Raw genomic sequence first — 22079 nt, 5'->3', positions numbered from 1 at the left:
GGGTAATTGCGCACGGCGCGATAGTCTCGTCCGGTGTCCTCGTCCAACGGCTCCATCGCCACCGAATGGGTGCCGACCGGATCGGTGACCGTGCGCGTACCGGGCAAGGTCAATCTGTACCTCGAGGTCGGTGACCGGCGCGCGGACGGCTATCACGAGCTCACCACGGTCTTCCATGCCGTGTCCCTGCTCGACGAGGTGACAGTGCGCAACGCCGACGTGCTGTCTCTGCAGACGGTGGGGGAGGGTGCCGAGCAGCTGCCCGCCGACGAGCGCAACATCGCCTGGCAGGCCGCCGAGCTGATGGCCGAACATGTCGGGCGGGCACCCGATGTCGAGATCTTGATCGAGAAGTCGATCCCGGTCGCCGGTGGGATGGCCGGTGGCAGCGCCGACGCCGCCGCGGTGTTGGTCGCGATGAACAATCTGTGGGAGCTGGGCCTGGCCCGTCGTGACCTGCACGCGCTGGCCGCGCAGTTGGGCAGCGACGTGCCCTTCGCTCTGCACGGCGGCACGGCGCTGGGCACCGGACGGGGCGAAGAGTTGGCGACGGTGTTGGCCCGCACCACCTTTCACTGGGTGTTGGCCTTCGGTCAGGGCGGACTGTCCACGGCCGAGGTATACCGCGAGATCGACCGGCTGCGGGAGGCGGGCGATCCGCCGCGGCTGACCGATCCCGAGCCGCTGCTCGGAGCCCTGGCCGGCGGCAACCCCCGCGAGCTGGCCGCTGTACTCGGCAACGACCTGCAGGCCGCCGCGCTGAGCTTGAACCCCGCGCTACGCCGAACCTTGCGGGCGGGCGCTGAAGCGGGTGCACTGGCCGGCATCGTCTCCGGCTCAGGGCCGACATGTGCGTTCCTGTGCGAGTCGGCGTCCGCGGCGGTGGATGTCGGAACCGAGCTGGCCGGTGTCGACGTATGCCGCACGGTCCGGGTGGCCAGCGGCCCGGTCCACGGCGCCCGCATTGTGCCGGGCCAGGTGAGCTGATTTTTGCACCTCGGCACTGTGACGCGCTTCTCATTACCGTCTAAAACTTGGCGGTAACTTAAGGGGAGTTTAAGATGATCGACGGTGATGACTAGCGGCCTGGCACTGCATCAATATGAATCGCCCACCCCGGTCCGGGGCGGGCGGTGGCCCGGCAGTACCCCGTCTTCCGTCGCATCATCACCATTTCGAGACCGAACCGCTCCCCAGTCGTACTGGCGTGCCTCCTATGCAGCACGTTGTGGCAGGTGGAGCATGAATTACAGGGCTTTCGGGTCGCCGTCAACGCCGCTGTTCAGCCAGCTCCGGATGCCGAGGAGGTCGTCGTGAGCCGTTTCACCGACAAGATGTTCCACAGTGCCATGACCAGCAGCAAGGGCATGGTCACCGGTGAGCCGCATGAGCCGGTCCGGCACACGTGGCGTGAGGTGCACGAACGCGCTCGTCGCATCGCCGGTGGGCTGGCCTCGGCTGGAATCGGTCTCGGCGACGCGGTGGGCGTGCTGGCCGGGGCTCCGGTCGAGATCGCACCGACGGCACAGGCGCTCTGGATGCGTGGTGCCAGCCTGACGATGCTGCACCAGCCCACCCCGCGCACCGACTTGGAGCAGTGGGCCAAGGACACCGCGACCGTCATCGACATGATCGAGGCCAGGGCAGTCATAGTCTCCGAGCCGTTCCTCATCGCGGTGCCGGTGCTCGAGGAGCGCGGCGTCAAGGTGTTCACCGTCGAGTCGCTGCTGGCCGCCGAGCCCGTCGACCCGGTGGAGACCTCCGAAGACGACGTCGCGCTGATGCAGCTGACGAGCGGATCGACCGGGTCACCGAAGGCCGTCGTCATCACTCACCGCAACATCCACTCCAACGCCGAGGCCATGTTCATCGGCGCCAAGTACGACATCGACAACGATGTCATGGTCAGCTGGCTGCCCTGCTTCCACGACATGGGCATGGTCGGCTTCCTCACCATCCCGATGTACTTCGGTGCCGAGCTGGTCAAGGTCACGCCGATGGACTTCCTGCGCGACACCCTGCTGTGGGCCAAGCTCATCGACAAGTACAAGGGCACGATGACCGCGGCGCCCAACTTCGCCTACGCGTTGTTCGCCAAGCGGCTGCGGCGCCAAGCCAAGCCCGGTGAGTTCGACCTGTCCACGCTGCGCTTCGCCCTGTCGGGTGCCGAGCCCGTCGACCCCGCCGACGTCGAGGACCTGCTGGACGCGGGTAAGCCCTTCGGTCTCCAGCCCGAGGCCATCCTGCCGGCCTACGGCATGGCCGAGACCACGCTGGCGGTCTCGTTCTCCGAATGCGGCGCGGGGCTGGTGGTCGACGAGGTCGACGCCGATCTGCTGGCCGCACTGCGCCGGGCCGTTCCCGCAGCCAAGGGCAACACCCGACGGCTGGCCACGCTCGGTCCGCTGCTCAAGGATCTGGAGGCGCGCATCGTCGACGAGGACGGCAACGTGTTGCCGGCCCGCGGGGTGGGCATCATCGAGCTGCGCGGTGAGTCACTGACCCCGGGCTACATCACGATGGGCGGTTTCGTGCCCGCTCAGGATGAGTGCGGCTGGTACGACACCGGTGACCTCGGCTACCTGCTGGAGAACGGTCACGTCGTGGTGTGCGGTCGGGTCAAGGACGTCATCATCATGGCCGGCCGCAACATCTACCCGACCGACATCGAGCGCGCCGCAGGCCGTGTCGAAGGGGTGCGCCCCGGCTGCGCGGTCGCCGTGCGCCTCGACGCCGGCCACTCTCGCGAGACCTTCGCGGTCGCCGTCGAATCCAACGCCTGGCAGGACCCCGTCGCAGTGCGGCGCATCGAACACGAGGTGGCACACGAGGTGGTTGCCGAGGTCGACGTGCGGCCGCGCAATGTCGTGGTCCTCGGGCCGGGCACCATCCCGAAGACGCCGTCGGGCAAGCTGCGTCGCGCGAACTCCGTCGCGCTCGTCACCTAGCCGACGGGCTCAGGCCCGGCAGCTGATCTCCATGGCGTCGGAGTCCCGCACCGGGAAGCTCACGCCCACATAGCCATTCGCGGGATCGCGGATGTACTCCACATAGGGCTGCGCATCGGCCAGGCCGGTGTTGTCGGCGACGACGAGCGCCCCGTCACTCAGGCGGGGCTCGAGCACCTGAACGACCGGGACGTACAGGTCCTTCCAGCCGTCGAGCAGCACGAAGCCCACCGGCTCGGAGATGCCGGCCAGCGTCTGCGTCGCATCGCCCTCCAGCACGGTGATCACGTCGTCGAGGCCGACCTCGGCGAAGGTAGACCTGGCGGCGGCGACCTTCGCGGCGCTGAGCTCGGTGGTGACCACTCGACCGGTGCCGTTGTCGCGCACACCGCTGCCCAAATGAATTGTGGAGAGCCCCAACGATGTTCCGAATTCGACCACCAGTGCAGGCCGCGTCGCGCGCACCAGGGTGTAGAGCAGCTGTCCCGACTCCGGCGTCACCGGCAGGTAGAAGTCGCTGAACGCATCGGCGCGTTCCTGCGCGGTCTTCGCCGCCCGCAACTGGGCACCGCGCTCGTGGAGCTGCGCCATCTGCCGGCCGGCTTCGGCGTACATCCGTTCGATTGCCGATGCCACCTTGGGCTCGCGGAGGGTGTTCACCGCGCCGAGACTACTCCGGCTTCCCGATGGACCGGCTGACTCTCGCGTGCCCAGTCATCCAGCGGCTGGGGGACGAGCAGCACCGGGATGTCGGTGTGGGACACGACTGCCGCGGCGACGCTGCCGCGTAGGTGGCCGAGCAGACCATTGCGCCGGTGTGGACCGAGCACGATCATGCTCGCCCGGTGCTCGTCGGCTGCTTCGACGATGCCCTTCCAGGTCGGCGCCGCCTCGATCGCCAGACTGCACGAGTCGAATCCGGCCGCACGGGCCAGTGCGGCGCCGTGCTCGGCGGTTCGCTCGGCGGCCTGGCGCACCTGGCTGGCCCGGTCGACGTCGAACGGCCGGCTGTCGGCTGGTGTGAAGCCCACGTCGACGGGTTGCCACACGCAGACGACGACGGCGTGCCGGTATGGCGAGAGTTGTTCGGCCGCTTCAGCAATCGCATGCCTGGCCAAGTCCGACCCGTCGTAGGCGAACAGCACCGGGCCACCTGCCTGCGATGGGTGCCGGTGTGCGGTGGCCGGTGCGGGGCGCTGCGCCGGAGTCGGGGATGCGGTGGGCAGGCCGCGCAGACGTGCCAGCAGTGGGGGTGAGTACCACGCGGGGGAGTCGCCGTCGAGGAACTCGTCGAGATCCGGTGTCTGGGGTCGCGCACCGCTGAGTGCATAGACCGCGATACCGAACACCGCACCGCCGATCGCGAGCGCGAATCCCACCCACAGCGCGACGCCGGTGCCTTCCACGAGGTCGCCGGAGTATCGCGTCGCCAGGTGCGCGAAGATCGGGGCCACCATGAATGCCGCGACGGCGCGGAGCAATTCGATGATCGCGAACACCCGCTGCAGACTGTCGGACTGCAGGGAGAAACCGGCGACGAACAATGCCGGCGCGACCGTGGCGCCCAAGGCCAGTCCCGTCAGCGCCGAACCGACAAGCGCCAGTGGAACATTGGCGGGCAGCGACGCCATGAACACCGCGATGCCGGCGGCCAGCAGGGCCATGCCGACGAGAGGTAGGTAATGCATGCCGCGCCTGGTGATGACGGCGCCGAACACCACGGCCATGACCACGGCGCCGCCGAGTTCCGGCAGATAGATGAGGCCGACTTGGACCGGGCTGAAGTGCTGCATGAACACCGACGCGGTCAGCGCGGTCGCCGCGATCGAAGCCGCCGCGGCGAACAGGGCGACACCCACACCCGCCACCGGGATCGCGCTCGTCAGCATCGTCCGGATGGTCAACAGCGGCCGCTGCGCGCGGAACTGGTAAACGATCAGCGCCAGAATCAGAGCGAGGCCGCCGAACATCGGTGCGGTGACGGCGAGGTCGGAGATCTCGTGGGTGGTCAGCTGCGCTGCGCCCACGAAGGCGGCCGTGCATCCGACGGTAGCCAGCGCGATCGCCTTGAGGTCACGTGGCGCCTCGGGATCGGCGGGCGGCGCATCGTCGAAGGTCAGCACCGCCAACACGAGCGCCGAGAGTGCAACGCCCGCGACGATCCAGAACAGTGGCCGCCAGGCGTGCGCTTCGGCCTGCACGCCGCCGATGAACGGCCCGAGTGCGACGGCGCCGAACACGCACATGTTCATGATCACCGCGGTGTTGCGAAGCTTCTCGCGCGGAAACCCGATCGTCAGTGGCGGGGCTGCGGCGATCAACAGCATGCTGGTCGCCAGGCCCTGCAGGACGTGGCCGACGATGAACGCCGTCGCATTCGGTGCGGCGGCGGCGATGACCGAGCCGACCACCAGCACAACGGCGTACACGAGCAGCATCCGTCGCTGCGGAAGGTGTTGGGCGAATTGCACGGCGAGCACCGTGCCCACGGCGTAGGCCGCGTTGCCCAGGCCCGAGCTGAGCGCCAACGACTGGGTCGTCATGTGCAATTGCCCGGAGATGATCGGGACGAGCGGATCGAGAGCGGCGGACAGCGCCAAGTAGGGAATCAGGGCGAGGGTGACCATCGCGGCCACTGCCGGATAGCGGCCTGCCAGCGGTCCCTGGCGCATCAGCTCCCTTCTCCCATCCCCGCTGCGGGAGCGGGATGCACGGCCGACAGGTGCTGGGGCGCGGGAAGACAGGGCATGGCGTAGAACAACTTTACATAGGTAATGAATATTCCGCGCTCGGCGTGTTGGGGATCACCCGTGCGTCCATAGCTGAGTATGGTGTACCGTACTCAGCTATGAGTCTGGCTGACCATCCGACCGTGCGGGCCGTGCGAGCCCGGCAACGCCAAGCGCCGCCGGCAGTGATCGACGCCGCGTGGCTGCGCGAGCTCTGTCTGGCCGCCGGGGCCGACGACGTCGCCTTCGCCAGCGTCGACAATCCAGACCTGGCCAGTGAACGCGAGCATGTCGAGGCTGCGCTGCCCGCCACCAAGACCTACATCTCGCTGGTGGTCCGGATGAACCGCGACAACGTGCGGTCGGTTGCGCGCAGCGTGGCCAACCAGGAGTTCCACCGCAGCGGGGAAGTCATCAACGAGGCCGCGCACCGGATCACCCGCGAGCTGCAGGACGCCGGCTATCGTGCGCTCAATCCTTCGGCCACGTTTCCCATGGAGATGGACCGCTATCCCGGCCGGATCTGGGTGGTCGCCCACAAGCCCGTCGCGGTGGCCGCCGGCCTGGGAGTGATGGGCATTCACCGCAACGTCATCCACCCGAAATTCGGAAACTTCATCCTGCTGGCGACCATCCTCATCGACGCTCCGGTCAGCAGTTACGGTGCACCGCTGGACTATTCGCCCTGCCTGGAATGCAAACTCTGTGTCGCAGCGTGCCCGGTCGGGGCCATCAAGAAGGACGGCGAGTTCGACTTCGTGGCGTGCTCGGTGCACAACTACCGGGAGTTCATGGGCGGGTTCACCGACTGGGTGCAGACGATCGCCGACAGCGAAGACGCTGCCGACTTTCGTTCGCGTGTCACCGATTCGGAGAACGCGTCGATGTGGCAGAGCCTGTCGTTCAAGGCGAACTACAAGGCCGCCTACTGCCTGGCGGTCTGCCCGGCCGGCGAGGACGTTATCGAGCCCTACCTCGACGACCGCAAGGGGTTCATGGACCTTGTGTTGCGACCGCTACAGGAGAAGGTCGAAACCCTTTATGTGCTGCCGAATTCAGCGGCGAAGGCGCACGCCGAGCGGCGCTACCCGCACAAGCCGGTCAAGGTGATCGACTCCGGAGTGCGGGGCCGCGCGTAGGCTGGGCCGATGGTGCGTGCGCTCGGCTGGATCGGCGGTTTCGGTGCGGCACTCGCGATAGTCGTGGTGCTCGGACTCGATGCGACGGTCGGCGGCCAGCACACCCGCGGCCGGCAGTTGCGCGCGGCGACGATCTCCGAGTACGTGTACACCTCCGGCAGTGCGGCTTTCGTCACGGCCGTGCTGATTCTGGCGGGTGGTTCGGCGGGGTTGCTCTACGGGCTCATCCGGGCCGGCCGGGTACGGCCGTGGTCCGCTGGTTCGGTGTCGATGACGCTGTGGGTGGTGGCGCTGGTCGGAATCGTCGCGTTTCCCAAACACAACTGGGTCACCGGTCCGAGTGTGTCGGGCAGTGTGCACCGGGTCGCGACCCTCGTTGCGTTCGTCGCGCTGCCGCTGGCGGTGCTTCTGATCGCTCGCGGCCGGGACGGTGCCGTGCGGGCCGCGCGATGGCTCACCGTCGTCGGGATCGGTTGGCTGTCAGTGTTGTTCGGAGCCATCGCGGTCGGCATCGCAACCGATCAACGGTGGTGGACGTTGATCCCGCTGGGCTTGGTGGAACGGGGCATCGCCGGATTCGAGGTGGCCGCGCTGATCGCGCTCGGATGGTGGCTGGCAATCCCTACCAGGCGTGCACGTGATTCTGGGCAGGCTCCAGCCCGGCCTCGATCAACAGCTCGGTAGCGTCGGCGGCCTGCTCACAGATCGCCGGCACCTCGGTGCGTTCGGCGGCGGTGAACGGCTCCAGGACGTAGGCCGCCGGGTCCTTGCGCCCCGGCGGTCGGCCGACCCCGATGCGGACCCGCTGAAAGTTCTTGGTGCCCAGCGAGTTCGCCACCGATCGCAGACCGTTGTGGCCGCCCTCGCCACCGCCGAGTTTCAACCGGATCCGGCCGAAGTCGATGTCGAGCTCGTCGTGGATGACGATGATGTCGGTCGGCATGACCGAGTAGAACTTCGCCAACGGACCGATCTGACGTCCCGACTCGTTCATGTAGGTGCGTGGTTTGGCCAGCACGACGGGACGGTGAGCCAGCCGGCCGGTCACGATCTCCGCGCCAGAACGCTTGTGCACCTTGAACTGTCCGCCCATGCGGGCGGCCAGCAGATCGGCCACCATGAAGCCGAGGTTGTGCCGGGTCTTGGCGTACTGCGGACCCGGGTTGCCGAGGCCGACAACCAGCAGGGGATCGGCCATCCGGGCTTACTCGGCCTCGGCCGACTCGCCCTCGCCCTCGCCGGCTTCGGCTGCCTCGGCGGCGTCGGCGGCCTGCTCCTCGATCGACTCGCCGCCGCCCTCGGCCTCCAGCTCCTCGGCCGACGGTGCGGTGACGATGTTGACGACCAGCAGGTCGGGATCGCTGATCAGGGTCACGCCCTCGGGCAGCTCGACCTGGCCGGCGTTGATCTGGGTGCCTTCCTCGGCACCTTCAATCGACACGGTCAGCTGCTGCGGGATCGACATGGCGTCGGCCTCGATCTCGATGGTGCTGGCGTCCTGAGTGACCAGCGCGCCCGGGGCGGCCTCGCCCTCGAGGACGACGTTGACCTCGACGGTCACCTTCTCGCCGCGGCGAACCACGATCAGGTCGGCGTGCTGGATGCTGCGCCGGATCGGATGTACGGCGATGGCCTTGGTCAGCGCCAGCTGCTCCTTGCCCTCGATGTCCAGGGTCAGCACCGCGTTGGTGCCCGCCTTGCGCAGGACGGCGGCGAAATCGTGGCCGTTGAGCTCGAGGTGCTGGGGCTCGGTGCCGTGGCCGTAGAGAACGACAGGAACCTTGCCCTCGCGGCGGGCCTGGCGCGATGCGCCCTTACCGGTCTTACCCCGCACGCCGGCGGTGAGGTTGTTGGTGGCGTTCTTGGCCATGATGGGTGCTCCTGAGTTATCAGTGGGTCTTCCGCACGGCTCAGGCGGCACCATCAATAGGAAGCCTCGTCGATAACGGTGGCTTGGACCACCCTCGCCGTGACGCGGCCATCAGGGTAGCCGATCAGGGGTTCAGAGCGGAAATTCGATGCCGGTGAGCTGCTCGGACAGCCGCCACAAGGCCGTCGCGGTGGCCTGGTTGCGGGCCAGCGGGCTGCGCGGTGACTGGCCGGTCGGCCCGCGCATCGCGAACCTGGGGCCGATGAAGCTATTGCCGGGCAGGTCCGCCGCTGCCGCGTACAGGGTCTGCCGGGCGCCGAAGTCGGCGCTGGTGGCGAACAGGCTGTTCCCGGCGTCCCAGATCCGGGTGCCGAACCGGTTGCCGGTGTGGCCCTGCAGATTGGTGGCCGAGTACCCAGGGTGGGCGGCGTGGGATTTCAGCGGCGACCCCACCGCGTCCAGGCGCTTTTGCAGCTCACTGGTGAACAGCAAGTTGGCCAGCTTGGACTGGCCGTAAGCCAGCCACGCCGAGTACGGCCGAGCCTTCCAGTTCAGGTCCTTGAGGCTGATCCTGCCCAGCATGTGCATGAACGACGACACCGTGACGACGCGGTCGGTCACCTTGGGCAGCAGCAAGTTGGTCAGCGCGAAGTGGCCGAGGTGGTTGGTGCCGATCTGGCTTTCGAATCCGTCCTTGGTGACGGCGTAGGGGACGGCCATGATGCCGGCGTTGTTGATGAGGACGTCGACACTGTCCACCCCGGAGGCGAAGTCCCGGATCGAGGCCAGGTCCTGCAGGTCGAGGCTGCGCACCTCGACGTCACCGGTCATGGTGGCGGCGGCTTCGGCGCCCTTGCTCGCGTTGCGGCACGCAAGGACGACATGGCCGCCGACGCGGGCCAGCTCGCGAGCGGTGACCAGTCCCAGCCCGCTGTTGGCTCCGGTGACGATGACAGTGCGTCCGGCGAACGAAGGCAGATCTGCAGCGGTCCAACTCATCCCGCTACCTTATCTCTCGCGAGCAGACGCAAACTCGCATGAATTCGCCCGCCGAAGGGCGATTCTGCGTCTGCTCGCCGATGAGAGCGCTGCGCGGCGGCGAGGCTACTTCTTCAGCGCGACACTGAAGCCCTTGATGATGGCCTCGACATCGTCGGACGCCGCGGCGGCCTGGTCGGCGCGGGTGGTCACCGTCAGCTGCACCAGGTAGCGCTGGAACGCCGGTGCCGGCGTCACCGGAATCACCACCCGGTTGTAGGAGTGCAGACGCTGGCCGTTGAGGTCGTAACTGCCCTCGATCATCGAGGAGGGAAACCCGTTGAAATCAGCGGTGGAGGAGTTGAGTTTGGTGAAGTTCTGCGACATCTCGGCATCGACGCTGGCGTGCTTGAGTGCCTCACCCACATCGAAGTTGCCGGTCAGCCTGAACACGATCACCATCGCGGTCGGGTAGGTGTTGTTCTTCGCGATCACCTCGGTGCCCGGCGAGAAGTTCGAATTGTCGTACTTGGTCCAGCCCGGTGGCCGCGGCAAAGTCACGGTGATGTCGGTCAGTTTGTTCAGCGGGACCTGCTCACCCATGACGCCCACGCCGTAGAGGTATTCGGCGATCGGCTGCGGCTTGGCCGACGTGGTGGGACTGCTCGAGGTGATGGTGGGCGGTGTGCTCCAGATCGAGGAGTAGTCCGGCGGCGTCGTCCCGCACGCCGCCACGGTCGTGGCCAGCGTGATGAGCAGGGCTGCGCTACGCGCTCTCACAGAATTTCGTGTACCGATTCGATCGGCCTTGCCAGCCGAGTTCCCTTGGGCGTCACCACGAACGGACGCTCGATGAGAATCGGGTTGGCCGCCATGGCGTCCAACAGCTCGTCATCGCTGGCGTCGGCGAGATTCAGCTCGGTGTACAGCGATTCACGCTTGCGGACGCCCGCGCGCACCTCGATGCCGGCGTCGGCGATCAGCGTGGCGATCTCGGCTCGCGACGGCGGTGTCTTGAGGTACTCGACGATTCTCGGCTCGATGCCGTTGTTGCGCAGCAGGTCCAGGGTCTTGCGGGAGGTGCTGCAGCGCGGGTTGTGGTAGATGGTGCTCGACAACTACGCGTCCCCGTCGAAAAGACCTGTCACTGAACCGTTTTCGAAGACCGCACGGATGGTGCTGGCCAGTAGCGGCGCGATCGACAGGACGGTCAGCTGCGGGAATCGCTTGGACTCGTCGATCGGCAGGGTGTTGGTGACGATCACTTCGCGCGCACCGCTGTCGGCCAGCCGCTCGCGGGCCGGGTCCGACAGCACGCCGTGGGTCGCGGCGATGATGACGTCCTTGGCGCCGTCGTTGTGCAGTAACTTCACCGCGCCGGCGATGGTGCCTCCGGTGTCGATCATGTCGTCGGTCAGCACGCAGGTCTTGCCCGCCACATCGCCGACGACCCGGTTCGACACAACCTGGTTGGGCACCTTCGGGTCGCGGGTCTTGTGGATGAACGCCAGCGGGGTGCCGCCGAGGGCGTCGGCCCACTTCTCGGCGACGCGCACGCGACCGGAGTCCGGTGAGACCACGACGACGTTCTCGCAGTTGTAGTTGTCCCGGATGTAGCCGGTGAGCAGCGGCTGGGCCCGCATGTGATCCACCGGCCCGTCGAAGAAGCCCTGAATCTGGTCGGTGTGCAGGTCGACCGACACGATCCGGTCGGCACCCGCGGTCTTGAACAGATCGGCCACCAGCCGCGCCGAAATCGGCTCGCGGCCGCGATGCTTCTTGTCCTGGCGGGCATAGGGATAGAACGGCAGGATCGCGGTGATTCGCTTGGCGCTGCCACGCTTGAGCGCGTCGATCATGATCAGCTGTTCCATCAGCCACTTGTTCAGCGGCGCGGGATGGGACTGCAGGACGAAGGCGTCGCAGCCGCGCACCGATTCGTCGAAGCGGACGAAGATCTCACCGTTGGCGAAGTCTCGTGCGGTCTGCGCGGTGACCTGGGTGTCGAGCTCTTTGGCGACCTGTTCGGCCAGCTCCGGGTGCGCGCGGCCCGAGAAGAGCATCAGATTTTTGCGGTTGTCGGTCCAGTCCGTGCCCACTGTGTGCTGCCCTTGCCGGTCGGAGGTCGATACGGGGCAATCGTACGGTGCTATGACCCCGGGTTACCAAAAAGGCAACATTCGGCGACGCCGATCACTCCGTCGCCGCGTCCGACTCGGACTCCCTGGCCTTGGCCGCGGCCTGCGCCGATGCGCTGCCGGGCCGCTTGCGCAGCACCCAGTCCTCGATATTGCGCTGTGGTCCAGCCGACACCGCCAGCGCACCCGGCGGCACGTCGTCGCGCAGCACGGTGCCGGCACCGGTGTAGGCGCCGTCCCCGACGGTGACCGGCGCGACGAACATCGTGTCCGAGCCGGTGCGCACGTGCGAGCCGATGGTGGTGCGGCTCTTGTTCTCGCCGTCGTAATTCACGAACACGCTGGACGCGCCGATGTTGCTGTGCTCGCCGATGTCGGCGTCGCCGACGTAGGTCAGGTGCGGCACCTTGGTGCCCGCACCGATGACCGCGTTCTTGGTCTCCACGAACGCGCCGAGCTTGCCCTTCGTGCCCAGCTTGGTGCCGGGCCGCAGATAGGTGAACGGGCCGACGGCGGCATGGTCGCCGATCACCGACAACTCGCCGTGGGTTCGGATCACCGTGGCGCCGTCACCTATTTCCATCGAGGTGAGCGTGGTGTCCGGCCCGATGGTGCAGCCGGAGCCGATCGAGGTGATGCCCAGCAACTGGGTGCCGGGGGCGATGACGGTGTCGGCTCCGATTTCGACGTCGACGTCGATCCAGGTCGTGGCCGGGTCGGTGATGGTGACCCCGGCCCGCTGATGGCGTTCGATGATGCGGCGATTCAGTTCGGCGCCGAGTGCCGCCAGCTGAACGCGGTCGTTGACGCCGGAGACCAGCGCGGTGTCCGCGATGTGCTGGGCCCGCACCGGGAGCCCGTCAGCACGGATCAAGGCGATGGCATCGGTGAGGTAGAGCTCACCCTGGGCATTGTCGGTGCGCAGCCGGGTCAGTGCCGACCGCAGCGCGGCCGCATCGAACGCGTAGAGCCCCGAGTTGACCTCGGCAATGGCGCGTTGCGCCTCGTCGGCGTCGGCATGCTCGACGATTGCGGTGACCGCACCGTCGGCGTCGCGAAGGATGCGGCCATAGCCGGTGGGATCCGGCAGTGTGGTGGTCACGATCGTCACACCCGCCCCGGCGTGAGATTGCGTCAGGGTGACCAACGTTTCGCTGTCCAGCAGCGGTACATCGGCCGTGGTGACCACGACGGTTCCGGCGAAGTCCGCGGGCAGCCCGGACAGCCCGACGCTTACGGCATGCCCGGTGCCCAGCTGTTGTTCCTGCACCACCGTGGTGGCTTGGTTGTTGACGCGGACGACCTCGGCAGTGACGTCGTCGCGGCCGTGCCCGACGACCACCACGATGTGGCTGGGCTGCAGTGCCGCGACCGCGTGCAAGGTGTGGGCCAACATGCTGCGCCCGCCGAGGGTGTGCAGCACCTTGGGGGTGTCGGAGCGCATACGGGTTCCGGCCCCGGCTGCCAGCACCAGGACGGCGGCATCGGTGTGTGTGGTCACCCGAACCTCCAAGAGTCTGTGCTCCGTCGCCAGGACTCGAACCTGAACTATCTGAACCAAAATCAGAGGTGCTGCCGATTACACCACGACGGACTGGCCGAAATGTCCGCCTGAGACTCTAATGCAAACAGCTACTCTCGCTCGGAGGGCAGGAGCGTAGCGACCCGGGAAGGGGTTTCGGAGGGCAGGAGCGTAGCGACCCGGGAAGGGGTTTCGGAGGGCAGGAGCGCAGCGACCCGGGAAAAGGATTTTCGGAGGGCAGGAGCGCAGCGACGCGGGAAGGACTCACAGTGGCAGCACCGGAGAAGGAGCCTCGTCCGCCGCGCGCGCGGATGACCGGCACCGAACGCCGGCGCCAGCTCATCGATGTCGCGCGCACCCTGTTTGCCGAGCGCGGTTACGAGGGCACCTCGATCGAGGAGATCGCCCAGCGCGCCAATGTCTCCAAGCCGGTGGTCTACGAGCACTTCGGCGGCAAGGAAGGCCTCTACGCCGTGGTCGTCGACCGCGAGATGTCGGCTCTGCTGGACGGCATTACGTCGTCGCTGACCAATAACCGCTCGCGTGTCCGGGTCGAGCGGGTGGCGCTGGCCCTGCTCACGTATGTCGAGGAACGCACCGACGGATTCCGCATCCTGATCCGCGACTCACCCGCGGCGATCAGCACCGGCACCTATTCCAGCCTGCTCAACGACGCGGTCAGCCAGGTGTCCTCGATCTTGGCCGGCGATTTCGCCCGCCGCGGCCTCGACCCTGTGCTCGCCCCGCTGTACGCCCAGGCCCTGGTCGGTTCGGTGTCGATGACTGCGCAGTGGTGGCTCGACACCCGCGAACCCAAGAAAGAAGTAGTGGCCGCTCATCTGGTGAACCTGATGTGGAACGGGCTGACGCATTTGGAAGCCGATCCGCAGTTAGAGGGCGAGTAGCGATGGCACCTGCGATAATCGACGCACACGTCGCAACGAAGCTGTCGGGGCCTGGCAGGAGGGGGGTCGGCGCGTTGGTCGGCAAGCCGGAGGTCATCGACCAGGTCGACGCCCAGCTGAGGGGCGCCGAGCGGCTCGAGGATGTCCAGCAGATCGTGAAGGGCGCAGCGCGCCGGATCGCCGGTGCGCACGGCGCCACGTTCGTCCTCCTCGACCACGACATGTGCTACTACGCGGACGAAGACTCGATGAGTCCGTTGTGGAAGGGCCAGCGCTTCCCCGTCTCGGACTGCATCAGCGGCTGGGCGATGATTCACCGCACATCGGTGGCGATCGCAGACATCCGTCGCGATGAACGCATTCCACAGGCCGCGTACCGGCCGACGTTCGTGCGCAGCCTGGTGATGACCCCGATGCTCGGGCCCGATCCGGTGGGCGCGATCGGTGTGTACTGGGCGCAGCCGGGGCAGCCCGATCCGGCCGTGATCGATGCGCTGAAAAAACTGGCCGCCCTGGCAGTGGCCGCGCTGCAGCGGTTCCCCGAAGGCATCCCGGACCCCGGGTTCACCGTCGCCGGCCGCTGACGCGACCTGCGTCACAGGGCGCGAGCGAATCGCGGCCCGCCGCAACGTCTTCGGTCGTGCCGCCTAGAATGGGGTCATCATGACCGCACCGGGGCAGGAGTATGTTCACACCCCGATCGCGGGGCTGGTGGACTTGGCGCTGACCGCGCCGGCCTTCGTAGAACTCGCACAACGTGCGGCCGAACGTCCCGACGAGCTCGCGATGGTCGGGCCGGCCAGTGCTCAGCTCTATGCGGCATGCGCACTGGCCCGCGGGGGCCCACTGCTCGTGGTGACCGCGACCGGGCGCGAGGCCGATGACCTCACCGCCGAATTGCGCGGTGTGTTCGGCGACGCGGCGGTGATGTTCCCGTCCTGGGAGACCCTGCCGCACGAGCGGCTCTCGCCCGGCGTCGACACCGTGGGTGCGCGCCTGATGGTGTTGTACCGGCTTGCCCACCCTGACGATGCCCGGCTGGGGCCGGCACTGCGAGTGGTGGTGACGACCGCGCGCTCACTGCTGCAGCCGATGGCGCCCGACCTCGCCGACATCGAGCCGGTGACACTGCGCGTAGGCGCTGAGTTCGACTTCGATGCACTGGTCGCGCGACTGGTTGAGCTCGCTTACACCCGCGTCGACATGGTCGGCAAGCGCGGTGAATTCGCAGTCCGCGGCGGCATCCTCGACGTGTTCCCGCCCACCGCCGAACACCCGGTCCGGGTCGAATTCTGGGGCGACGAGGTCAGCGAGATGCGGATGTTCGCCGTCGCCGACCAGCGCTCGATTGCCGAGATCGACGTCGACACCGTGGTCGCGGTGCCGTGTCGCGAGCTGTTGCTCACCGAAGAGGTTCGCGCGCGGGCCGCCAAGCTCATCGAGACACGTCCGCCCGACGACGATCACATCACCGGCAGCGTCGGGGAGATGCTGGAGAAGATCGCTGAAGGTATCCCGGTCGACGGGATGGAGGCGCTGCAGCCGGTGCTGCGCCCGGACGAACTCGCCCTGCTGATCGATCACCTGCCCGCCGACACCCCGGTGTTGGTGTGCGACGCGGAGAAGGTGCGCACCCGTGCGGCGGACCTGATCAAGACCGGTCGCGAGTTCCTGGAAGCGTCGTGGTCGGTCGCCGCGATCGGCGGTGACGCCCCGATCGACGTCGAGCAGCTCGGCGGTTCCGGTTTCCGCGACCTCGACGAGGTGCGCGACGCGGCCCGGGCGAGCAACCGCCCGTGGTGGACGTTGAGCCAACTGGCCGCCGAGAATGCGATCGAACTCGACGTGCGGGCCGCCCCGTCGGCGCGCGGTCAGCAGAGCAACGTCGACGAGATCTTCGCGATGCTGCGCGCGCATGTGCTGACCGGTGGTTATGCCGCGGTCGTCGCACCCGGTGCCGGTACGGCGCACCGGGTGGTCGAACAACTCGGTGAACGCGACACTCCGGCTGCCATGCTGGAATCCGGCCAGGCGCCGAAGCCCGGTGTGGTGGGCGTGCTCAAGGGCCCGCTGCACGACGGCATCATCGTGTCCGGCGCCAACCTCGTGGTCATCACCGAAACCGACCTGACCGGCAACCGCGCCGCAGCCCCGGAAGGCAGGCGGCTGGCCGCCAAGCGGCGCAACACCGTCGACCCGCTGGCATTGACCGCCGGCGATCTGGTGGTTCACGACCAGCACGGGATCGGCCGTTTCGTCGAGATGGTCGAGCGCACCGTGGGCGGTGCGCGGCGCGAGTACCTGGTGCTGGAGTACGCCTCCAGCAAGCGGGGACAGTCGGCCGACAAGTTGTTCGTGCCGATGGATTCCCTCGACCAGCTGTCCCGCTACGTCGGCGGTCAAGAACCTGGCCTGAGCCGGCTCGGCGGCAGTGACTGGACGAACACAAAGACCAAGGCGCGCAAGGCCGTTCGAGAAATCGCCAGCGAACTCGTGGCGCTCTACGCCAAGCGTCAGGCCGCGCCCGGGCACGCCTTCGGCCCGGACACCCCGTGGCAGGCCGAGATGGAGGACGCGTTCGGTTTCACCGAGACGATCGACCAGCTGACCGCCATCCAGGAGGTCAAGGCCGACATGGAGAAGCCGGTCCCGATGGACCGGGTGATCTGCGGCGACGTCGGCTACGGCAAGACCGAGATCGCGGTGCGCGCGGCGTTCAAGGCCGTCCAGGACGGTAAGCAGGTGGCGGTGCTGGTGCCGACCACGCTGCTGGCCGACCAGCATCTGCAGACGTTCACCGCGCGGATGGCGGGCTTCCCGGTCACCGTGAAGGGGCTGTCGCGATTCACCGATCCCGCCGAGTCCCGCGCGGTGATCGAGGGGATGGCCGATGGCAGCGTCGACATTGTGATCGGCACCCACCGGCTGCTGCAGACGGCGATCCGTTGGAAGGATCTCGGCCTGGTGGTCGTCGACGAGGAGCAGCGCTTCGGTGTGGAGCACAAAGAGCACATCAAGGCCCTGCGCACCCACGTCGACGTGCTGACCATGAGTGCCACCCCGATCCCGCGCACCCTGGAGATGAGCCTGGCCGGTATCCGGGAGATGTCGACCATCCTCACCCCACCCGAGGAGCGCTACCCGGTGCTGACCTATGTCGGTGCGCACGACGACAAGCAGGTCGCCGCGGCGCTGCGCCGCGAGCTGCTGCGCGACGGGCAGGTCTTCTACATCCACAACCGGGTCAGCAGCATCGACGCCGCGGCTGCGCGGGTCCGTCAGCTGGTGCCCGAGGCGCGGGTCGTCGTCGCGCACGGCCAGATGCCCGAGGAGTTGCTGGAGCGCACCGTCGAAGGTTTCTGGAACCGGGAATACGACATCCTGGTCTGCACCACGATCGTCGAGACGGGACTGGACATCTCCAACGCCAACACCCTCATCGTCGAACGCGCCGACACCTTCGGGCTGTCCCAGCTGCACCAGCTGCGGGGACGGGTGGGCCGCAGCCGCGAGCGCGGCTACGCCTACTTCCTCTATCCCAAGGAGATGCCGCTCACCGAGACCGCCTACGACCGGCTGGCTACCATCGCGCAGAACAACGAGCTCGGTGCGGGCATGGCGGTTGCGTTGAAGGACTTGGAGATTCGCGGTGCGGGCAACGTGCTGGGCGTCGAACAGTCCGGTCACGTCGCCGGTGTCGGCTTCGACTTGTACGTCCGGCTGGTCGGCGAGGCCGTCGAGGCGTACCGGGCCGCCGCCGACGGCAAGACGGTGACCACCGCCGAAGAGCCCAAGGATGTGCGCATCGACCTGCCCGTCGACGCCCATCTGCCGCCGGACTACATCGCCAGCGACCGGTTGCGGTTGGAGGCTTATCGCCGGCTGGCCGCCGCCGCCGACGATGCCGGCATCGTCTCGGTGGTCGAGGAACTGACCGACCGCTACGGACCCCTGCCCGAGCCCGCGCAGCGTCTGATCGCGGTGGCACGGCTGCGGCTGGTGTGCCGCGGCTACGGCGTGACCGAGTTGGCGGCCACCGGAAGTGGTTCTGCCACAACGCTTCGCGTGTCACCGTTGACGCTGCCCGACTCGGCGCAGCTTCGGCTGAAGCGGGTCTATCCCGGCGCGAGCTACCGCGCGACAACCTCGACGGTGACGGTGCCGATCCCGCGGGCCGGCAGCGGTGTCGGCGCCCCGCGGATCCGGGACCTGGAACTGGTGCAGATGGCGGCCGATCTGCTTCGCGCACTTGACGGGCAACCGCAGGGCGAGCTTGATATAACGACGTTCACACCGGCCGGCGCGGCGAAGGGAGAGCGGTGACCGTCATCCTGGTCGACCCCCGCCGCCCGTCGCTGGTGCCTGTGGAGGCGGTCGAGCTGCTCGGCGGCGACGTGCAGTACACCGAGGAGCTGCCGATCAAGGTGCCGTGGTCGCTGCCGTCGGGACGGCCGGTGTTCACAGGTGACGACGCTGCGGTCCTGCTGTCCTCGGATCGGCAGCACCCCGAGGTGCAGGCCCGGCTGGCCGCGGGGGAGCGGCTGATCGCCGCGCCCGAGCCGCAAGCGGGCGAGCGACTCGTCGATGCCGTGGCGATCATGGACAAGCTACGCACGGCGGGTCCCTGGGAGAGCGAACAGACCCACGACTCGTTGCGGCGCTACCTGCTGGAGGAGACCTACGAGCTGTTCGACGCGGTCCACCGCGGAGATCTGAACGAGCTGCGTGACGAACTCGGAGATGTGTTGCTGCAGGTGCTTTTTCATGCGCGGATTGCCGAAGAGGCATCGCAGCATGCATTCACCATCGACGATGTGGCCGACGCGCTGGTGCGCAAGCTCGGCAACCGGGTACCCGCCGTGCTGGCCGGCGAGTCGATCTCGCTGGAAGACCAGCTGGCGCAATGGGAGCAGCGCAAGGCTGCTGAAAGATCGGGCGACGAGCGCCGAATATCCTGTGTCGACGACGTGCCGACAGCTCAGCCTGCGCTGGCATTGGCGCAGAAGGTCATCGCCCGCGTGCTGACCGCCGGTCTGCCGCCCGAGCTGATCCCCGCATCGGTCGTGTCGGTGACCGTCGCGGCCGAGAGAGATGCCGAGAACGAGTTGCGCACGCACGTGCTGGAGTTCATGGACACCGTGCGCGCCGTCGAAAGCGCGATCGCGGCGAACCGGCGCGACACCGATACCCCCAGTGAACTGGACGTCGTCGCCCCGTTGGGTGCGGTCACCGCCGAGGAGTGGCGCAGGCACTGGCCGGCGCCGGCCGCCGAGGCGCTGGAATTGCCGCTGGTGCCCGAGGTGGTCACCGACGACGACCTGCTCGACGACGTCGACACTGTCCGCGTCGACGAGGAATTGGACCTACCCGAGCTCACCGACGACGTCGAGCCGGCCGAGCCCGACGACGAGGCCGATCAGCCGAACAGCGTCGAACCCCAGTAGTCGCCGTCGCGCAGACCCGGCGGGACCGCGAAGATCGCACTGCCGGTGTGGGTGATGTACTCGTTCAGCGCGTCGCGGCGAGCCAACTCCGTCTGCATGGGGATGAACTGGGTCACCGGGTTACGCACGAACGCGATGAAGAACAGCCCGGCATCCAGGTGCCCGAACCCGTCAGAGCCGTCGGTGAAGTTGTATCCGCGGCGCAGAATCCGGATCCCGCCCAGGTGCTGGTGGGATGCCAGCCGCACATGGGCGTCGAGATCGATCAGCGGGGTGTCCTTGTTGTCGACGATGTCGAGATCGAGTTCCTCGAACTCTTGCTTGCGTCCGTTGGGCGCTCCGCTGCCCTTCTGCCGGCCGATTACCCGCTCCTGCTCGAGAAGCGTTGTGCGGTCCCAGGACTCGATGCGCATCCGGATGCGCCGGCTGATCAGGTAGCTTCCGCCGGTCATCCAGTCCGGACCGTCGCCCTTGGCCACCCATACCTGCTCATTGAGGGTGTCGGTGTCCTCAGCCTTGATGTTGTTGGTTCCGTCCTTGAACCCGAACAGGTTTCGCGGTGTGGTCTGCTCCCGGGTGGTCGACGACGTGCGGCCGAACCCGAGCTGGGAGTAGCGCACCGCCACCGTGCCGAAGCCGACCCGGGCCAGATTACGGATGGCGTGCACCGCGACCTGGGGGTCGTTGGCGCACGCTTGCACGACGATGTCACCGCCGCAGCGTGCCGGGTCCATGGTCTCGTTGGGGAACTTGGGCAGGGGCTCGAGCAGCTGCGGCTTCTGGCTCGCAATCCCAAAGCGGTCCTTGCCGTCCTTGCGGAAGAACGACGGACCGAACCCGATGGTCAGCGTCAGCTGGGACGGCGTAAGACCAAGCGCCTCACCGGTATCCGACGGTGGTGCATAGGGATTGAGGCCGATCGCGCCGTCATGGACGGCTTCCTGGCCGGCGGTCATCCGCTCGGCCATGCCCGTCCACTCTTTGAGCATGGCGACGACGTCGGCCCTGTTGTCGGTCGTCACGTCGAACGTGGCGAAGTGCATCCGGTCCTGCGCCGGGGTGACGATCCCGGCCTGGTGTTCGCCGCGGAAGGGCACCGGCTTGTCGAGCCCGCTGTTGTCGGTGCTGGCCGCCGCCGCCCGGCCGGCGAGCGCCCCGGCGCCGGCCGCGCCGACCACAGCAGCGGTGACGCCGGCCGCGCCGAACAGCTTGCGCCGGGACAACCCCGGGGATGCCTCAGGCGAAGGCGGGGCCGACCGTTCGTCGTTACTGGGGAGCGATGACACCTTGCACCTGGCTGACTTCCTTGCTCAACGCGTCGATGGCACGCGAGAGTTCTTGTCGCTGCGGCTCGGTCACGGTGTCGTAGAGCACGAAGCCGTCCCCCTTGCGGTACTTGGCCAGCAGTGCCTCGACGTCGGTGAAGCCCTTGTCGACCCGCTTGCCCAACTCGGCGTTGCGGCTGTCGAGGATCGGGCGCACCGAGGCCACCGCGGTCTGGCTGCCCTGGACATTGGCGGTGAAGTCCCACAGGTCGGTGTGGCTGAAGATGTCCTCTTCGCCGGTGATCTTGCTCTTGGAGATCTCGTCGAGCAGACCCTGTGCGCCGCCGGCGATCTGGGTGGAGTCGATGGTCCAGCCCGGTGCCTTCACACCGTCGTTCAGTTCTTTGATGTCGGCCAGCAGCTGGTCGGCCAGGGCGTTGGCGTCGGGCTGCAGGCCGGTGACCCAGAGCTGCTTCTCCAGCGCGTGAAAGCCCGTCCACTTCTGGCCCGGCTCCAGGTCGGCTTCCCGGAGGTCGATGCGCGGGTCGAGATCGTCGGGGAACGATTCGGCGACCGGCTCGATGCGCTCGTAGTAGGTGCGCGCGACTGGATACTGCGCCTTCGCCGCCGCGACATCACCCTTCTTGACCGCGTCGACGAACAGTTGGGTCGCCGGGATCAGAGCGTCGGTCTGGCTGTTGACGTAGCGCTTGTAGCTTTCGCTGGCTTCGGAGAATTCACCCTCGGTGTCGGCCGCGACGGCGTTGCCGGTCACCGTGAAGTCGCCGCGGATGCCGTCGCCGACCATGCCCGGTTTGCACGCGGTCTTGTAGGTGCCGGGCTCGGCGAGCTGCACGACCAGCTTGCGCTGTAGTCCGGGGGAGATGTTCTCGACCTCACCCATCACCCGCTCGCCCTTGCCGTACACGTAGAACTCGGTGACCTTGGACCCGTTGTTGGTGATCACGAAGGTGCTCGGGCCGGTGCCGGCCTGCGTGGCCGACAGCTTGCACTCGGTGTCGGAGGCGTTGACGGTGATCTCGGAAGCCGCCTTGGGGCTCGCATCCGCGGACTTGTTCTCCTTGGCCGTGCAGGCGGCCATGGAGACTCCGGCCAGGATGGCCGCGGCAGCGGCAGCGCT

General features: G+C 67.6%; 19 protein-coding genes and 1 tRNA gene. 8 read left to right on the top strand and 12 right to left on the bottom strand.

Annotated features, from left to right (window positions below):
• The first annotated feature begins 33 nt into the window (after positions 1-33).
• Together AB431_RS23635 and AB431_RS23630 are read left to right on the top strand one after the other, a co-directional pair.
• Positions 34-987, top strand: coding sequence for a 4-(cytidine 5'-diphospho)-2-C-methyl-D-erythritol kinase (locus AB431_RS23635; protein WP_047331984.1), 954 nt, complete (start codon positions 34-36; stop codon positions 985-987).
• A 326-nt stretch (positions 988-1313) separates the two neighbouring features.
• On the top strand, positions 1314-2948 hold the full coding sequence (locus AB431_RS23630) for a fatty acyl-AMP ligase (RefSeq protein WP_047333741.1): 1635 nt from the start codon (positions 1314-1316) through the stop codon (positions 2946-2948).
• Between the two features lie 9 nt (positions 2949-2957).
• Here AB431_RS23630 and AB431_RS23625 read toward each other — a convergent pair whose 3' ends face one another.
• Together AB431_RS23625 and AB431_RS23620 are read right to left on the bottom strand one after the other, a co-directional pair.
• Complete coding sequence (locus AB431_RS23625) at positions 2958-3563, bottom strand: O-methyltransferase (protein WP_047333740.1); 606 nt, start codon at positions 3561-3563, stop codon at positions 2958-2960.
• A 41-nt stretch (positions 3564-3604) separates the two neighbouring features.
• A complete protein-coding gene (locus AB431_RS23620; protein ID WP_047331983.1) occupies positions 3605-5620 on the bottom strand; it encodes a universal stress protein in 2016 nt (671 codons plus the stop codon).
• Between the two features lie 176 nt (positions 5621-5796).
• Between AB431_RS23620 and AB431_RS23615 the strand changes: the two genes are divergently transcribed.
• Positions 5797-6816 carry an epoxyqueuosine reductase gene (locus AB431_RS23615; RefSeq protein ID WP_047331982.1) on the top strand — a complete coding sequence of 340 codons (1020 nt, stop codon included), beginning with the start codon at positions 5797-5799 and terminating at the stop codon, positions 6814-6816.
• A 9-nt stretch (positions 6817-6825) separates the two neighbouring features.
• A complete protein-coding gene (locus tag AB431_RS23610) occupies positions 6826-7500 on the top strand; it encodes a DUF998 domain-containing protein (RefSeq protein ID WP_047331981.1) in 675 nt (224 codons plus the stop codon).
• Here AB431_RS23610 and pth read toward each other — a convergent pair.
• From pth to AB431_RS23570, 8 genes are all read right to left on the bottom strand, one after another.
• Positions 7439-8014 carry an aminoacyl-tRNA hydrolase gene (pth, locus tag AB431_RS23605; RefSeq protein ID WP_047331980.1) on the bottom strand — a complete coding sequence of 192 codons (576 nt, stop codon included), beginning with the start codon at positions 8012-8014 and terminating at the stop codon, positions 7439-7441. The genes AB431_RS23610 and pth overlap by 62 nt on opposite strands.
• A gap of 6 nt (positions 8015-8020) precedes the next feature.
• A complete protein-coding gene (locus AB431_RS23600) occupies positions 8021-8686 on the bottom strand; it encodes a 50S ribosomal protein L25/general stress protein Ctc (protein WP_047331979.1) in 666 nt (221 codons plus the stop codon).
• A gap of 132 nt (positions 8687-8818) precedes the next feature.
• On the bottom strand, positions 8819-9685 hold the full coding sequence (locus AB431_RS23595) for an oxidoreductase (protein ID WP_047331978.1): 867 nt from the start codon (positions 9683-9685) through the stop codon (positions 8819-8821).
• 105 nt (positions 9686-9790) lie between these two features.
• Positions 9791-10444, bottom strand: coding sequence for an LpqN/LpqT family lipoprotein (locus tag AB431_RS23590; protein ID WP_052960380.1), 654 nt, complete (start codon positions 10442-10444; stop codon positions 9791-9793).
• Entirely contained in the window at positions 10441-10782 is a 342-nt protein-coding gene (arsC, locus tag AB431_RS23585; protein ID WP_047331977.1) for an arsenate reductase (glutaredoxin), read from the bottom strand. Before arsC ends, AB431_RS23590 begins: the two co-directional genes overlap by 4 nt.
• Entirely contained in the window at positions 10783-11763 is a 981-nt protein-coding gene (locus tag AB431_RS23580) for a ribose-phosphate diphosphokinase (RefSeq protein ID WP_047331976.1), read from the bottom strand. It lies immediately after the preceding gene.
• A 94-nt stretch (positions 11764-11857) separates the two neighbouring features.
• Positions 11858-13246 (bottom strand): bifunctional UDP-N-acetylglucosamine diphosphorylase/glucosamine-1-phosphate N-acetyltransferase GlmU, encoded by a 1389-nt coding sequence (glmU, locus tag AB431_RS23575; protein ID WP_235435962.1) that lies wholly within the window; start codon positions 13244-13246, stop codon positions 11858-11860.
• Positions 13247-13324: 78 nt separating this feature from the next.
• Positions 13325-13396: transfer RNA gene (locus AB431_RS23570), tRNA-Gln, on the bottom strand.
• Between the two features lie 239 nt (positions 13397-13635).
• Between AB431_RS23570 and AB431_RS23565 the strand changes: the two genes are divergently transcribed.
• The 4 genes from AB431_RS23565 (at position 13636) to AB431_RS23550 (ending at position 19673) form a co-directional block, all read left to right on the top strand.
• Positions 13636-14229, top strand: a complete 594-nt coding sequence (locus AB431_RS23565) for a TetR/AcrR family transcriptional regulator (RefSeq protein ID WP_047331975.1) — start codon at positions 13636-13638, stop codon at positions 14227-14229.
• Positions 14230-14231: 2 nt separating this feature from the next.
• Complete coding sequence (locus AB431_RS23560; protein WP_052960379.1) at positions 14232-14813, top strand: GAF domain-containing protein; 582 nt, start codon at positions 14232-14234, stop codon at positions 14811-14813.
• A 79-nt stretch (positions 14814-14892) separates the two neighbouring features.
• Positions 14893-18552: a transcription-repair coupling factor gene (mfd, locus tag AB431_RS23555; RefSeq protein WP_047331974.1), complete on the top strand. Its 3660-nt coding sequence runs from the start codon at positions 14893-14895 to the stop codon at positions 18550-18552.
• On the top strand, positions 18549-19673 hold the full coding sequence (locus AB431_RS23550; protein WP_047331973.1) for a nucleoside triphosphate pyrophosphohydrolase: 1125 nt from the start codon (positions 18549-18551) through the stop codon (positions 19671-19673). Before mfd ends, AB431_RS23550 begins: the two co-directional genes overlap by 4 nt.
• On the opposite strand, the gene efeB is transcribed toward AB431_RS23550, so the two are convergent.
• Positions 19646-20959: an iron uptake transporter deferrochelatase/peroxidase subunit gene (efeB, locus tag AB431_RS23545; RefSeq protein ID WP_047331972.1), complete on the bottom strand. Its 1314-nt coding sequence runs from the start codon at positions 20957-20959 to the stop codon at positions 19646-19648. The two genes, AB431_RS23550 and efeB, sit on opposite strands and share 28 nt — an antisense overlap.
• Positions 20940-22040 (bottom strand): iron uptake system protein EfeO, encoded by a 1101-nt coding sequence (gene efeO / locus AB431_RS23540; RefSeq protein ID WP_235435961.1) that lies wholly within the window; start codon positions 22038-22040, stop codon positions 20940-20942. Before efeO ends, efeB begins: the two co-directional genes overlap by 20 nt.
• Between the last annotated feature and the right edge of the window lie 39 nt (positions 22041-22079).

It is taken from the genome of Mycobacterium sp. EPa45, assembly GCF_001021385.1.
Classification (GTDB): Bacteria; Actinomycetota; Actinomycetes; order Mycobacteriales; family Mycobacteriaceae; genus Mycobacterium.
Note: the sequence above shows the minus strand (reverse complement) of the source record. Positions and strands in the feature narration are given on the sequence as shown.